Below are 15,174 nucleotides of genomic sequence, written 5' to 3'. Positions count from 1 at the left end.
GTCCTTCAGGAACGCTGCGGCCCCACAATGCGGATGGAATGCGCATGAACATGGTGCAGACATTGCTGTTGGCCGGCGGCCTGCTGAGCGTTATCGCGCTGATAGCGATGGCGTTTGGCGGACCCAACGCCCGCAAGGAACTGCAGCGTCGCATTCTGGCCGTGCGCGAACGCTATAGCGAGAATGCCAGCGCCAAGGTCGAGGCGCAGATGCGCAAGGCGATCGCCAACCGCAAGCCGCGGTTCAACCAGGCCGGCGAGGATCTGACCAAGGTCCAGATGCTGGCTCGCAGGCTGGCGATGACCGGCAAGAGCTGGACCGTCGTCCAGTTCGGTCAGGTCGTGATCGGCCTCGGGCTGATCGTGGCGCTGCTTATCTATATGCGGTCGGGTCAGTTGATGATGAGCCTGTTCATCGGATCGGCATTGGGCTTCGGCCTGCCGCACATGGTCGTCGGCCATTTCATCAAGCGCCGTCTCAACAAGTTCACCCAGCACTTTCCCGATGCCATCGATCTGCTGGTGCGCGGCCTGCGCTCGGGCCTGCCCGTCACCGAGACGCTGCAGGTCGTCGCCAAGGAAATCCCCGGCCCGGTGGGCGAGGAGTTCAAGCTGGTGACCGAGCGGATCAAGATCGGCCGCTCGATGGAAGATGCGCTGCAGGAAAGCGCCAACCGCCTGCAGACGCCCGAATTCAACTTCTTCTGCATCACGCTCGCCATCCAGCGCGAGACAGGCGGCAACCTTGCCGAAACGCTGTCCAACCTCGGCGCGGTGCTGCGCTCGCGTGCGCAGATGAAGCTCAAGATCCGCGCGCTGTCGTCCGAATCCAAGGCGTCGGCCTATATCGTGGGATCGCTGCCGTTCCTGGTGTTCATCATGATCTGGTGGGTGAACCCCGAATATCTGGCCGGCTTCTTCAGCGAAGAGCGGCTGATGATCGCCGGGCTCGGCGGGCTGCTCTGGATGAGCATCGGCGTCTTCATCATGGCCAAAATGGTCAGTTTCGAAATCTGATCGGGGGAAGAGGGAACCGTGCCTGACGCAGCCAATCCTACCCTGATGGGGGTCGACGTGATTTTTGTCGCCACGCTGCTTGCAGCGGTTGCGACGCTTGCCGTGATGATTGCCATCTATGCCGCCACCACCGTGCGCGATCCCATGGCCAAGCGGGTCAAGGCGCTGAGCGAGCGTCGCGAGCAGCTGAAGGCAGGGATCACCGCATCCACCGCCAAGAAGCGCACGCGCATCGTCCACAAGAGCGACACCACCGACAAGATGCGCAGCACACTGCAATCGCTGCGCGTGCTGCAGGACGAGCAGCTCAAATCGGCGCAGCAGAAGCTCGCGCAGGCGGGCATCCGCTCAAAGGATGTCGCGGTTGCGATCATCTTTGGCCGCATGGTGCTGCCGATCGCGCTGGGCGGGCTTGCCGCGTTGCTGATCTATGGCCTGGGCGTGCTGGTCCCCGACTGGACGCCGATGAAGAAGTTCGGCCTGTTCGCGACCATCCTGCTGCTGAGCTACAAGGCGCCCGACCTGTTCGTGCAGAACATCATCTCCAAGCGCACCGATGCCATCCGCAAGGGCCTGCCCGACGCGCTCGATCTGCTGGTGATCTGCGCCGAGGCCGGTCTCACCGTCGATGCCGCATTCAACCGCGTCGCCAAGGAACTGGGCCGCGCCTATCCCGAGCTCGGCGACGAGTTTGCGCTGACCGCGATCGAGCTTGCCTTCCTCACCGAACGGCGCCAGGCGTTCGAGAACCTCGCCTATCGCGTGGCACTGGACTCGGTGCGCGGGGTGGTCACCACCATGATCCAGACCGAAAAATACGGCACGCCATTGGCGTCCGCGCTGCGTGTGCTGTCGGCCGAGTTCCGCAACGAGCGCATGATGCGCGCCGAGGAAAAGGCCGCCCGCCTGCCCGCGATCATGACCGTGCCGCTGATCCTGTTCATCCTGCCGACGCTCTTCGTCGTCATCCTGGGTCCGGCAGCCTGTTCGATCGCCGACGCCTTCGCCAAACAGTGACGCGCCCGATCGCGTGACATAAAAAAGGGGCGATCCCGCATAACGGAATCGCCCCAGGTCACTGATGTACACCGGCTGAAATCTTGCCCTTGCGGGGCTCCCCTTCAGCCAGTGTCCCCCATCAATCTCTCAAATCAGTACTTCGCCCGCAGCGTGATACCGTACATCCGCGGCTCCTCGACAAAGCCGATGCGCGAGCGGGTGCCTGCACCACCGCGCAGCGGGGTGTTGGCGGTGATGCCGCGGGTGATCTCGTTGTTGAGGTTGGTGCCCCACAGTTCGAACGAGAAGCGGTCATCGGGCGTGGTGAAACCAAGCCGCGCGTTCATCTTGAAATAGCTCTCCTGAATGTCGAGCGGGATCGGAAGGCCGTTGGTATCCAGCGGCGACGTGCTGGTGCGGCGGTCGTCCGAATAGTTGATGTTGAAGTTGGCGAGCATCTTCCAACCGGAATCGGTGATCTGGTTGTCATAGGTGATGCCGGCCACGCCCGTGAACTTGGGCGCGTTGGTGAGATCCGCGCCGCACAGGCTGCGCACCGTCTGCAGCGTCGCGGCATTGCCCACCACGCCATTGGCGCAGTTGCGGGGATAGCGCGCATCGGCATAGGTGACCGCCAGATTGACCAAGATGCCCGAGTCGAACTGACCGAACATTTCCAGTTCCGCACCGGTCGACTTGGCGGCTGCCACGTTGAACGTCTGGAACTGCACGCCGGTGAATTCGAGCACCTGGAAGTCGGTCATGTCCATGTGGAACAGCGCCAGGTTGGCACGGATGCGGCCATTGGCGAACTCGGTCTTGATCCCCGCCTCATAGGCATCGACCTTTTCCGAGTTGAACGCCGGGTTGGCTCCGTTGGCGGCAGCTGCCGGGTCGAGGTTGAAACCGCCCGACTTGAAGCCGTGGCTGAAGCCGGCATACGCCAGGAAGCCGTTGTTGGTGTTGTACGCGATCTGCGCGGTGTAGGTCAGCTCGTCATCCTTGAACACCCGGTTGAACTCGCGCGGCAGCGGGAGGCCCGGGATGGTGCTGGCCAGCACGGTGCCGCCGGTACCGGGGACAGTCAGCCCCACCGAGGTGGCGAACGGGAAGCAGGTCGCGCCCAGCGCGCCGCCGCGTAAGGCGGCGGGCACGGCACCGGTGATCACGCCGTTGACGATCGCCTGACAGGCCGGCGAGTTTGCCGCCAGCTGGTCGAAGCTGCCCTGCTTCTTTTCATCGACATAGCGCGCACCCAAAGTGAGGCTGAGATTGTCGGTGATGTTGAACACGTTGTGGGTGAAGATCGAGAAGCTCTCGGCATCCTGACGGAAGCGGTTGACCGCGAAGTTGCCCGCCGCATTGACTGGAACGCCGCCGTTGCCCAGCGCGGTGAGCGCGAACAGCGGATTGACGCCTGCCAGATTGCCGAAGTTACCGGCGCTGACCGCACGCTGATAGTCGGTGCCCAGCGTCATCGACTGGACCTCGTCGATCTTTTCGTCCGAATAATAAGCCCCGATCAGGAAATCGAGCGCATCGTTGAAGGCGCTGCCCTGGAAGCGCAGTTCATGCGTCATGGTCTTGATCGGGCCACCGGTCCGGGGGAAGCCAGCCGCTGCGGTCGAGCCGCGGCCGGTGCTGAACAGGTTGAGGCTGACAAAGTCGGATTCCTGCGCCGACTCCGCCTCGAAGTGGCGATACGACCCGATATAGGTCATCTGCGCCGGGCCAAGATCCCATTTCAGCTCGCCCGAAAAGCCGTACTGCTCGGTGTTGTTGAGGAACTGCTGGCTGTTGGTCTGCAGGTTGTTGAGCGCCGACTGGCCGAACACCGCGACGCCGTCATTGGGCAGGCCGTGGAACGCGAAGAAGGGCTGCAGCTCGGTCTCGCGGACGATCACCGCGTCGCAGCAATTTTCGGTCGCCTTGGCATAGTCACCGATCAGGCGGATGCTGATATCGGATGAAGGCTCCCACAGCAGCTGGCCGCGAATGACATAGCGGTCACGGTTGCTGCTTTCGGCGCCCGGGACACCGACGCTGTTCAGGAAGCCGTCGCGCTTGCGATAGGCACCCGAAACCCGCAGACCCAGCTGGTCGTTAACCAGCGGGACGCTGACCCCGGCCTGCACGTTGAAGAAGTCATAGTTGCCGTAGGTGAAGTTGCCGAATGCTTCCACCTTGGTCAGGTTGGGACGCTTGGTGGTCAGGTTGAGTGCACCTGCCGAAGTATTGCGGCCGAACAGCGTTCCCTGCGGCCCGCGCAGGATTTCGAGCCGCTCCAGATCGAGCAGATCGCCCAGCGCGATGCCGGGGCGCGACTGGTACACGCCATCGATGAACACGCCGACCGAGCTTTCGAGGCCCGTGTTGTTGCCGGTGGTGCCGACGCCGCGAATGCGGATCGAGGTGCCCTGGCTTTCGGTCTGCGAAGACTGGACGTTGAAGCTCGGCGAGATCGAGGTCAGCGACTTGATGTCCTGAACGTTCTGCCGGTCGAGCTGTTCCGGGCTGACCGCAGTGACCGCGATCGGGATGTCCTGGACGTCGGCCGCGCGCAGCGTGGCGGTGACAATAATGACTTCCCGCTCAGGCGCATCGGAGTCTTGCGCGTCCTGCGCCTGAGCCATCGATGTCATTGAGACAGTGCAAAGCAAGCCCATCACGGGCTTCCACAAAGTGCGCATCCTCTTCTCCCACAAGCAAAGTGTATATCTTGCTCTTTTGCCCCCACCGCTCTTCAGGCGATGCAAGGTGCAGTCAGAAAATTGTCACAACGCGTGCCGGATTGCAATTTTTTAATGCTATCTGCAGCTTTTTGCATGTTTCTGGGATGCCCGGAAAACTGCGATTTCTCGCTATGCTGCGGCGCAGCAGGCGCTTTACGTTACGGTAAGTTGCGCTCGCGCCACATATGGATGTATTTGCTACGGCGGTGCAGCACCACGCCGCGGCAGATCGGGGTTGCAATACCGAAAACGGACGTTAGCGTGCGACGTTTTAATCGATTAATTAAACGGGTGAGAGACATGGGCGGAGCGCTTTCGGGAATTACCATCGTCGAGCTGGCGGGCATCGGCCCGGGACCGTTCGCCGCGATGATGCTTGCCGATCATGGCGCCCGAGTCGTTCGCGTCGAGCGCGCTTCGAGCCGCTCCACGGTGGGCGATGCGGGCAACCGCGATATTCTCAACCGGAACCGTGAGGTGATCGCAGCCGATCTCAAAAGCCCCGACGGGATTGCGCAGGTGCGCGATCTCATCCGCGAAGCCGACGGCCTGATCGAGGGTTTTCGTCCCGGGGTTATGGAACGGCTAGGGCTGGGCCCCGATGTGCTGCTCGCCGACAATCCCGCACTTGTCTATGGCCGGATGACCGGCTGGGGCCAGACGGGTCCCTACGCCCCGCTAGCCGGCCACGACATCAACTATATCGCGCTGTCGGGCGCGCTGCACAGTTATGGCCGCGCAGGCGAGAAGCCGACGCCGCCGGTCAACGCGGTCGGCGATTTCGGCGGCGGCGGCATGATGATGGCGTTCGGCATGCTCGCAGGCATCCTGTCGGCGCGCAGCACCGGCAAGGGCCAGGTGATCGATTGCGCGATGACCGATGGCGCTGCGGTGCTCTCCGCGATGACCTACACCTTCCTTGCCAACGGCCAATGGCGCGACGAGCGCGGCGTCAACCTGCTCGATACCGGCGCGCATTTCTATGACACCTATGAATGCGCCGATGGCAAATACATCTCGCTCGGATCGATCGAGCCGCAATTCTATGCGCTGCTGCGCGAGAAGGCGGGGCTGACCGATCCGGCGTTCGACGCCCAGATGGACCCGCGCCAATGGGTCTCGCTCAAGGACAAGCTCACCGCCCTTTTCCTCACCAAGACCCGCGACGAATGGTGCGCGATCATGGAATACACCGACATCTGCTTCGCCCCGGTGCTGAGCCTGACCGAAGCGCCAGAACATCCCCACAACAAGCAGCGCGGCACCTTCGTGGAAGTGGCAGGCATGCTGCAACCAGCCCCTGCCCCGCGGTTCAGCGAGACCCCGGCGCCACCGGTGCGGATGGGGTGATGCTCGGTGCTTTGCCGACAAGCTCCAACTCTGCGCGAAAATGCTGGAGATTGCTGACAAGGCTTTGAACTGAAGATTTCAGTCTCACCAGCATTTCCTGAGCACGCGCCTCATCGACAAACGTGCGGGTAGTGGTGGATCCCATATCTGCGAATATGATCATCTTGAACTCTGCAAGCCAAAAACCTTCTCGGCTTGCATAAACGGTCATTGCGCCGTGATTAAGGGTGGTGCGCCACGCTGCCTGCTGCTGAAAGCGTTCCAGTGCCTGTAATGCTTTGCCGGAGCGCTTGATGTTTTTGATGTTGGGGAGATCAAAGCTTGCCGCTAGTTCCGCAAGTTTATGCCCAAAAAGATAGCCTGGCTTGAAGCCGGCAGTTTCTCCGGACGCTTTGCGGATAAGGACGATGGTTTCGGAAACGGCGTACTCGGCGTCCGTATAGCAATCCATGCACTTTGCCCGCCAGAGATGGACTTTATCGTCAATAGTTGACCAATCGCATCCAGTCTCTTGGGCTATATTCAACGTTATTGCGTTCATGCACGACAGGTAAGCAGTTACACCTTTCCAATTCGTTTCAGCCAGTATTTCTCACCCGAACACGCTCCACCCCGTCGCCTCCACCAGCTCCTCCAGCGCAATTGCGCCGACCATCGATGTGCCCGAGGCGTTGAGTCCCGGTGACCAGACCGCGATCGCGCCATGGCCAGGCGCGATGCATAGGATGCCGCCGCCGACGCCGCTCTTGCCGGGCAGACCGATGCGATAGGCGAAATCGCCGCTGTTGTCGTAATGGCCGCAGGTCATCATCACCGCGTTGATCCGGCGGCAGTTCTCGCGGGTGACGAGCTGTTCGCGGTTGATCGGATCGCAGCCGTCAAACGCCAGGAACAAAGCCGCGCGCGCCAGCTGGCGGCAGCTCATCCGCACCGCGCATTGGCGGAAATAGGCGTGCAGCGCGTCTTCCACGGGATTGGCCATGTTGCCGAACGCGGCCATGAAGTGCGCCAGCGCGCGGTTGCGCGATCCGGTCGCCGATTCCGATTCCGCCACCTCCTCGTCGATGCCGATGGTGTCATCGCCCGACAGCCGGTGAAACCGCGCCAGCAATTCCTGCACCATCGCATCGCGGTTGCTGGCGGCGACCAGCATGTCGGTGACGACGATCGCGCCAGCATTGATCAGCGGATTGCGCGGAATGCCCTTCTCGTTTTCCAGCTGCACAATGGAATTGAAGGCGCTGCCGGTCGGCTCGCGTCCCACCCGGTTCCACACCTCCTCGCCATAGTGCCTGAGCGCCATCGAGAGCGTGAAGACCTTGGAGATCGACTGGATCGAGAACGGTTCGTGGCTGTCGCCCAGTGTGATCATCTCGCCATTGCCCTGGACGATCGCCATGCCGAACCTGGCCGGGTCCACCCGGGCGAGCGCGGGGATATAGTCCGCCACCTTGCCGGTGCCGATGTGCGGCGCGACCGCTGCCTCGATCCGTGCCGTGATCGCCTGCCAGTCCATCCGTCCGCCCCCATGCTGCCTGTCTGCCGACTGTGTCGCACCCGATAGCCTGCCAAGCAAGTCGTTGCACGGGGGGCAGAAAAATAGCAGGGGGTCTGGATGTCGATTATCGCGCGCCTCATTCCAGACCGTTTCGTGCTGTTGCTGATGGCGACCATTCTGGCGGCCGCCTTGCTGCCGGTCACCGGTCAGGCCGCAGTGTATGCCGGCCACGCGGTCTCGGTGGCGATCTTTCTGCTGTTCTTCCTGCACGGCCTGCGCCTGCCGCGGGCAGAGGTTGTCATCGCGATGCGCAACTGGCGGCTTCAGAGCGTGATGTTCGGCTTCGTGTTCGTGTTCATGCCGATCCTCGGCCTTGCCGCCGCCAGCGCGCAGGACGGGCTGCTGCCCGAAGGGCTTGTGGTCGGGCTACTGTTCCTCGGCATCCTGCCATCGACTGTCCAGTCGGCGATCAGCTACTCGTCGCTGGCAGGCGGCAATGTCGCGGCATCGGTGATGGCATCGGCGCTGCTCAATCTCGCCGGGATCTTCATGACCCCGCTGCTGGTCGCGCTGCTGATCGGTGCAGGGGGCGGCGCGGCGATCGGTAGCGATACCGTGCTGCGGATCCTGGCCATCCTGCTGCTGCCCTTCGCGCTGGGTCAGCTGGCGCAAGGCTGGCTGGGAGCCTGGGCAGGCCGCAACAAGGCGCTGCTTTCGGTGCTCGACCGGATCGCGATCGTCCTTGCGGTGTATGTCGCGTTCAGCTCGGCGGTCTCAGGCGGCCAGATGCAGGCGCTGGACTGGGGCGTGCTGGGCACGCTCACGGCGATCATCTGCGTGATGATGGCCATCGCGATCGCCGCTGCCTGGGCGCTGGGCGGGGTCATCGCCCTGCCCCGCGCGGACCGGATCAGCCTGTTGTTCGCAGGGTCGCAGAAAAGCATCGCCACCGGTGCGCCTCTCGCCGCGATCCTTTTCGCAGGGCCGCAGGCGGGCCTCGCGATCCTGCCTGCGCTGATCTATCACCAGATTCAGCTGATCATTGCTGCACCCATCGCATCACGGCTGGCAAAAACCCGCGACGCCTGACGCTTTTTTGCTTTTCCTGCGGCCAGAGCGCAGCGATAGATAGGCGATGGATCCCACCAGCCCCTTTGCCATCGCCGACGCTCCGCCGCTGGACCCGGCAAAGTTCCGCGATCCGCTGATCACCGCCAAGGGCGAGCCGCGCGCCAGCGTGGCGATGACCGGGCTGGAGACGTTGTGGTTCAACACCGGCACATTGTGCAATCTCGCGTGCAAGAGCTGCTATATCGAAAGCTCGCCGCGCAACGATGCGCTGGTCTATCTCAGCCTTGCCGAGGTCACCGCCTATCTCGACGAGATCGCCGCATCGGGGCTCCCCACCCGCGAGATCGCCTTCACCGGCGGCGAGCCGTTCATGAACCCGGACATGATCGCCATCCTCGAATTGTGCCTGTCGCGCGGATTTGCCACTTTGGTGCTCTCCAACGCGATGCGCCCGTTGCGGCGGCATGAGGATGCGCTGCTGGCGCTGAATGCGCATTATGGACGCCAGCTGACCATCCGGGTGAGCCTCGACCATTACACCCAGGGCGTGCACGAAGCCGAGCGCGGCGGCAACAGCTGGGACAAGGCGATCGACGGCTTGCAATGGCTGGCGACGAACGGCTTTGCCATTGCGGTCGCGGGACGGCATCTGGCGCATGAGAGCGATGCCCGGGCGCGCGCCGGCTTTGCCGCACTGTTCGCGCAACACGGCCTGCCGGTCGATGTCGGCAATCCGCTGAGCTTCGTGATGTTCCCCGAGATGGACGCATCCGCCGATATCGCCGAGATCAGCACCGGATGCTGGGACATTCTGGGCAAGAGCCCCGATGCGATGATGTGCGCGACCAGCCGGATGGTGGTGAAGCACAGGGGTGCAGAGCGCCCCACGGTAGCGGCCTGCACATTGCTGCCCTATGATCCGGGCTTCGACATGGGGGCGACATTGGCCGAGGCGTCGCGCAGCGTCTCGCTCAACCATCCGCACTGCGCGCGCTTCTGCGTTCTGGGCGGAGCGAGTTGCAGCTAGGGGGGCGCCCACCTACATAGCAGCCAGGCGACGCTTCTATCCCGATGCCGCCAACGCCCACAGGTCAACACCCCGCATGCTTCCCCCCAAATCGCGTTCCGTCGCCTCATCTTCCGGACAGGCCGTCCCCAGCGGCCGCATCGCCCGGTTCGCCGGTTTCAGCAGCATGGCTGGCGGCATTGCGGGGACGATGCTGGTCGATGGCGCCAAGCAATGGGCGCAGGGCAAGCGTCCCAGCGTCGGCGACCTTCTGCTGACTCCCGCCAATGCGCGCAAGATTGCCGACAAGCTCGCCACTATGCGCGGCGCAGCGATGAAGCTCGGCCAGTTGATGTCGATGGACACCGGCGATTTCCTGCCGCCCGAGCTCGCCGACATCCTGGGCCGCCTGCGCGCCGATGCGCAACACATGCCGCAGGGGCAGTTGCGCAACGTGCTCAACCAGAACTGGGGCCGCGGCTGGGAAAAGCGCTTCAAGAGCTTCGATTTCAAGCCGATCGCCGCCGCCTCGATCGGCCAGGTGCACCGCGCGCGTACGCTCGACGGCCGCGATCTGGCGATCAAGGTGCAATATCCCGGCGTGCGCCAGAGCATCGACAGCGATGTCGACAATGTCGCCTCGCTGATCAAGCTCACCGGGCTGCTGCCTCCGGGGATCGACATCGACCCGATGCTGGCCGATGCCAAGGCGCAGCTGCACGAAGAGGCAGACTATGCGCACGAGGCCGCGCATCTTGCCCGCTTCGGCGAACTGCTCGCCGGCAGCGCCGATTTCCACGTGCCCGCGCTGCATGCGGACCTCACCACGCCCGACATCCTGGCGATGGACTATATCGAGAGCATCGCGATCGAGGACACCGCCCAGATGGGTGCCGAAGTGCGCGACCGCATCGTGCGGCTGGCGGTCGAGCTGCTGCTGCGCGAGCTTTTCGATTTCCGGCTGATGCAGACCGACCCGAATTTTGCCAACTATCGCTTCGATCCGGCCACCGGACGGCTGGTGCTGCTCGATTTTGGCGCGACGCGGGTGGTGACTGACAGGGTATCGGACGCCTACCGTACCCTGTTGCGCGGCGGGCTGAGCCGCGACCTCGCCCAGATGCGCGAGGGGGGCCTGGCGCTGGGGATGCTGCATCCCGATGCACCGGAGAACCACAAGGTCGCGGTGCTGGGCATGTTCGACACCGCATTCGAACCGCTTCGCCTCGACGCGCCGTTCGACTTCACCTCAAACGAGATGACGATGGAATTGCGCGACGAGGGCATGGCCTTTGCCAAGGAACGGACCTTCTGGCAGATCCCCCCGGTCGACACGCTGTTCATCCAGCGCAAGATCGGCGGCGTATTCCTGCTGGGCAGCCGCCTGAAGGCCAACCTCAACGTCTACCGGCTGATCCGCGACGCGCTCTAGAGCGGTGCAGCGGTCAGCCGCCCAGCTTGGTAACTTCCTGGCCTTCGGGGCTGGTGAAGCTGAAGCCCGAGAGCTTGTTCTTGGCCAGCGTGTTGACGAAGGACTGCGCCTCGTTGGGGCCTGAGAACGGCCCGGTCAGCAGGCGATTGGTGGCGTTGAGCGGCGTCCACCAGCCCTGCTTGCCCTTGAACAGCGCAGGCGCCTCGCCGGTCAGCCGCTTCCATTCCTTCGAGAGGTCCGCGCGGTTGGCGCCACCTGCGACCTGCACCCAGTAGCGCTTGGGATGCTTTGGCGGCGCGGGCTTGGCGGCGGCCTTTTTCGCCGCGGCCTTCTTTTCCTCGGCCTTCTTGTCCGCCAGCTTCTTGGCCTCGGCGATCTTGGGGTCGACTTTGGGCGGCAGCGGCTTGATCTTGGTGATGTCGACCGCGTTCTCGTCCGGGGCCAGTTCTTCGGGCGGAACCGAGATGCTTGCGATCACCGACGACAGGCTGACCCGCGCGGGAGCAGGCGCTGCAGCGGCAGGGGTCGCTGGCTGCGACCCGGCACCTTGCGGCAGGCTCGCCGCCGCGAGCGCGACCGGATTGGCGGCAGGCGGTGCAGACTGGGTCGGTGCTGGTACGGGCGTCGGCGAAGGGGTGGGCGCAGCGGCACGCGGCTGCTGGCCGATCTGCGCCAGATCAAATCCCCCCTGTCCGCTGCCTGCAGATGCAAGCGCAGTGGGTTGGGTTGCTTGCACGGTCTGGACCGCGGGCGGTAAAGGCTCGGCTGCTCGTGGCTGACGCTGGGGCTGCGCGGCACCGCTGGCCTGCGCCGCCGCCGGACCGGAGGTGCCGACCGGCGGAACCGAGTTGAACCCCGGCTTGGGCAGTTCGGTCATCCCTGCCATCAGCACTGGCCGCGTGCCGGATGCAACCGGCGGCGGCGTGGCGGGCGGCGACGTGACGGGCGATGGCGTCACGCTGGCCTGCGCGCTGGCCGTAGCCGGCTGCCGTATAACTGGATCGGCCGCCGTTGGCGCCTGGGGGGCCTGAGCTGCCACGTTGGTCTGCCCGCCGCTGGTGCGGGGAACCCGCGCCACTCGGACCGGTGCCTGGGTGGCGACCGAGGGCTGGACCGGTTCGGACGACGCGCGCGAGGAATCGGGCAGCGGCTGGACCGTTGCCGACGCCGATGCCGATCGCGTCTGGCCGGGCAAGGGCTGGACGGTGCCGGGCGCCGGGCGCGACTGGCCTTGGCGGGACTGGCCGGGAAGCGGCTGGACGGTGCCCGGTGCGGGCTGCGAGGACGCAATCTGCGCCGGGCTACCACGCCCGGGGATCAGCAAATCGGGCGGCGGAACCGGGCCCGGCGCGCGAGCCTGCACGGCGACGGGCCTGGCTGCTGCCTCAGCCTGCGCCAGCGCGATCGCCTCGCGCTCCTTCTTCGAAAGCTTGCCCGGCCTGCGCCGCTGCGACTTGTCTACCTTGGCGACCTTGCGCGACTTGCTGTCTGCCCCCGGCCCCAAAGGCTCGCCTGCGGGGATCAAGCCTGCATCGGCGCGGCCCGAGCGGACCCGCGGGGTCCCTGCCGAGGCATATTGGCGGTTGCGCGGATCGTCCTTGCCGATCGCCGCTGCTTGCGGGAACTGGCCGAAATGCGCGGCGGCTGCCTGCTGGGCTGGGGTCAGCCGTCCCATGAAGCGGAAGAACGGCTCGATCGATGCGGCCATCCGCTTGGGCATGGTCGCATCGGCGATCTCGATTGCACCCTGCGCGTCGCCGGTCACCGCGAGCACGAACGCGCGGGTGCGCCACGCGGCGGCATCGCGCTTGCGCAGCAGCGGATCGAGCTGTGCCTCGGCAGCGGCGCGGTCGCCCGAGATACCCAGCGAGAGGGCATAGCGGCGGATCGTCTCGTCATCACCGCCGCGCCGCAGCGCCAGCTCGTAATCGGCCTGCGCCGCATCGGAATTGCCGACCAGGTCATAGGCCAGCCCCCGGTCCGACGCGAACACCGATTCCGGCACGCCCAGCTTCTTCGCCTCTTCGAACAGGCGCAGCGCCTCATAGGGGTTTTCGTTGAGCAGCAGGCCCGATCCCAATCCCGCCTTCACCCGGCCATTGCCCGGCGCCATCTCGTCGGCGCGCGCGAAAAAGCCGATCGCCGCCTGCGGATCGCCCAGCAGCAAGGCCGCATTGCCCCCGTCGATCAGCGCATCGATATCGGCAGGGTTGAGCGCGAGCCGCTGCAGCGCGTTCTGCAATTCGCGCGTGCCCTTGGGCTGCGCGACATTGAGCGAGGAATAGCCGGCTTCACCGGCATCGGGCGCATCGGGGCCTTCTTCCTGCGCGTGGAGGGGCAAAGGTGCCAGGGCAACCATCGCTGCCAGCAGGGTCGCGGCCGAGCCGAGGAAACGCCAGTGGGAAAATCGGGTCAATGCCATGTTGATCCCGTCAGTCGTCGCTTGACCAGGTGATTGCAAGCGCATCCCGCATCACCACACGGCAGAGCGTGGCGCGTATTCGACAGCTTGCGGGAACCCTGGGCCCGCCGCCCGGAAAGGGGCAGCGGGCCGACAGGCTTACTGGTTATTCTGGCGGCCCAGAAAGCGCGGGATGTTGAGCGGCGGCGCATCGGTGCCGTCATCGCCATCCTCGTCATCACTGCGGGCGCCGCCGCGCGACAGGCTCGACATGCGCTCGAACAGCGTGCCGCCGCCGGTTGCCACGCGCGGAGCCTTGGCGGCAGGCGCAGCGGCTTCTGCAGCAGGAGCAGCAGCCACGGGCGCCGGCTCGTCCACCGGATCCATGCTGGCGGTATCGAGCAGCAGTTCGTCGCCCGCCGATGCGGCATCGGCATCATCGAGCGACTGCGCGGCCACGCCCAGATCCAGCGTTTCGGCGGCATCGGCCGCCACGGGGGCAGGCGTTGCAGCGAAGGATGGCGCAGGAGCCGGGGCCGGAGCAGGTGCGGGCGCCGCAACCGGTGCGGTGAAGCTGCGCGTGCCACCCTGGGCGAGCGAGAACGGACGCGAGTCTTCAGTGTTGTGCAGGGCTTCGCCATCGATTCCGGTGGCAACCACCGACACGCGGATCTTGCCTTCCAGATCGGGGTTGAACGCGCTGCCCCAGATGATGTTGGCATCCGGATCGACCAGTTCCTTGATGTGATTGGCCGCTTCGTCGACTTCCATCAGGCGCATGTCGTCGCCGCCGGTGATCGAGACGATGACGCCCTTGGCGCCCTTCATCGAAACGCCGTCGAGCAGCGGGTTGGCAATAGCGCGTTCCGCAGCTTCCAAAGCGCGACCATCGCCTTCGGCTTCACCGGTGCCCATCATCGCCTTGCCCATCTCGCGCATCACCGAACGGATATCGGCAAAGTCGAGGTTGATGAGGCCGGGGTTGACGATCAGGTCGGTGATCGAGCGCACGCCCTGCTGCAGCACTTCGTCGGCAAGCTGGAAGGCTTCCTTGAAGGTGGTGTTGGGGTTGGCGACCAGGAACAGGTTCTGGTTGGGGATCACGATCAGCGTGTCGACGTTCTTCTGCAGCTCGGCGATACCCGCTTCAGCCGCGCGCATGCGGCGCGTGCCTTCGAAGGTGAACGGCTTGGTGACGACGCCGACGGTGAGGATGCCGCGATCGCGCGCAGCCTTGGCCACCACCGGCGCTGCTCCGGTGCCGGTGCCGCCGCCCATGCCCGCAGCGATGAAGCACATGTGCGTGCCCTCGAGGATCGCCTCGATGTCGCCGACGGTTTCTTCCGCCGCCGCGCGGCCGACTTCGGGACGCGATCCGGCGCCCAGGCCCTGGGTGACATCGGGGCCAAGCTGGATGCGCTGTTCGGCAGTCGACGAGTTGAGCGCCTGCGCATCGGTGTTGGCGACGATGAAGTCGACGCCTTCCACATGCGCCGCGATCATGTTGGCAATTGCGTTGCCGCCTGCGCCGCCGATGCCGATCACCGCGATCCGCGGACGCAGTTCATCGACGGTGGGCGGTCCAATGGTGATGCTCATGCCTTAATTCTCCCCTGCTTCATAAATTTGAAGCAAATTACAAAGTGCACATTGCACAGATTGATTCGCG

Annotated in this window: 11 protein-coding genes; 6 read left to right on the top strand and 5 right to left on the bottom strand. The window is 64.6% G+C overall.

Translation table 11 applies throughout. From position 1 onward, the window contains the following. The first annotated feature begins 44 nt into the window (after nucleotides 1–44). Together IP68_RS06060 and IP68_RS06055 are read left to right on the top strand one after the other, a co-directional pair. Nucleotides 45–1,016 carry a type II secretion system F family protein gene (locus IP68_RS06060; protein WP_054134345.1) on the top strand — a complete coding sequence of 324 codons (972 nt, stop codon included), beginning with the start codon at nucleotides 45–47 and terminating at the stop codon, nucleotides 1,014–1,016. A gap of 45 nt (nucleotides 1,017–1,061) precedes the next feature. Beyond that, nucleotides 1,062–2,033 carry a type II secretion system F family protein gene (locus IP68_RS06055; RefSeq protein ID WP_054134064.1) on the top strand — a complete coding sequence of 324 codons (972 nt, stop codon included), beginning with the start codon at nucleotides 1,062–1,064 and terminating at the stop codon, nucleotides 2,031–2,033. Nucleotides 2,034–2,167: 134 nt separating this feature from the next. Here IP68_RS06055 and IP68_RS06050 read toward each other — a convergent pair whose 3' ends face one another. Beyond that, on the bottom strand, nucleotides 2,168–4,657 hold the full coding sequence (locus IP68_RS06050; protein WP_054134063.1) for a TonB-dependent receptor: 2,490 nt from the start codon (nucleotides 4,655–4,657) through the stop codon (nucleotides 2,168–2,170). A 390-nt stretch (nucleotides 4,658–5,047) separates the two neighbouring features. On the opposite strand from IP68_RS06050, the gene IP68_RS06045 reads away from it, so the two are divergent. Further along, a complete protein-coding gene (locus tag IP68_RS06045) occupies nucleotides 5,048–6,097 on the top strand; it encodes a CaiB/BaiF CoA-transferase family protein (RefSeq protein WP_054134062.1) in 1,050 nt (349 codons plus the stop codon). Here the strand turns inward: IP68_RS06045 and IP68_RS06040 are convergent. Both IP68_RS06040 and IP68_RS06035 read right to left on the bottom strand, forming a co-directional pair. Continuing rightward, nucleotides 6,060–6,548, bottom strand: coding sequence for a hypothetical protein (locus IP68_RS06040; protein ID WP_054134061.1), 489 nt, complete (start codon nucleotides 6,546–6,548; stop codon nucleotides 6,060–6,062). The genes IP68_RS06045 and IP68_RS06040 overlap by 38 nt on opposite strands. A 141-nt stretch (nucleotides 6,549–6,689) precedes the next feature. Continuing rightward, the gene (locus tag IP68_RS06035) at nucleotides 6,690–7,613 is read right to left on the bottom strand and encodes a glutaminase (protein WP_054134060.1); all 924 of its coding nucleotides are present in this window, start codon (nucleotides 7,611–7,613) and stop codon (nucleotides 6,690–6,692) included. A 99-nt stretch (nucleotides 7,614–7,712) separates the two neighbouring features. Here IP68_RS06035 and IP68_RS06030 point away from each other — a divergent pair, with 99 nt between their 5' ends. The 3 genes from IP68_RS06030 (at nucleotide 7,713) to IP68_RS06020 (ending at nucleotide 11,104) form a co-directional block, all read left to right on the top strand. Continuing rightward, a complete protein-coding gene (locus tag IP68_RS06030) occupies nucleotides 7,713–8,684 on the top strand; it encodes a bile acid:sodium symporter family protein (RefSeq protein WP_054134059.1) in 972 nt (323 codons plus the stop codon). A 46-nt stretch (nucleotides 8,685–8,730) separates the two neighbouring features. Beyond that, a complete protein-coding gene (locus tag IP68_RS06025) occupies nucleotides 8,731–9,693 on the top strand; it encodes a radical SAM protein (protein ID WP_054134058.1) in 963 nt (320 codons plus the stop codon). A gap of 166 nt (nucleotides 9,694–9,859) precedes the next feature. Then, nucleotides 9,860–11,104 (top strand): AarF/ABC1/UbiB kinase family protein, encoded by a 1,245-nt coding sequence (locus tag IP68_RS06020; RefSeq protein ID WP_082382195.1) that lies wholly within the window; start codon nucleotides 9,860–9,862, stop codon nucleotides 11,102–11,104. Nucleotides 11,105–11,117: 13 nt separating this feature from the next. On the opposite strand, the gene IP68_RS06015 is transcribed toward IP68_RS06020, so the two are convergent. Together IP68_RS06015 and ftsZ are read right to left on the bottom strand one after the other, a co-directional pair. Further along, nucleotides 11,118–13,520, bottom strand: coding sequence for an SPOR domain-containing protein (locus IP68_RS06015; protein WP_197275740.1), 2,403 nt, complete (start codon nucleotides 13,518–13,520; stop codon nucleotides 11,118–11,120). 144 nt (nucleotides 13,521–13,664) lie between these two features. Then, the gene (gene ftsZ / locus IP68_RS06010; RefSeq protein WP_054134055.1) at nucleotides 13,665–15,104 is read right to left on the bottom strand and encodes a cell division protein FtsZ; all 1,440 of its coding nucleotides are present in this window, start codon (nucleotides 15,102–15,104) and stop codon (nucleotides 13,665–13,667) included. Nucleotides 15,105–15,174 lie beyond the last annotated feature (70 nt).

The organism is Blastomonas sp. AAP25 (genome assembly GCF_001295965.1).
GTDB classification, from domain to species: domain Bacteria; phylum Pseudomonadota; class Alphaproteobacteria; order Sphingomonadales; family Sphingomonadaceae; genus Blastomonas; species Blastomonas fulva.
Note: the sequence above shows the minus strand (reverse complement) of the source record. Positions and strands in the feature narration are given on the sequence as shown.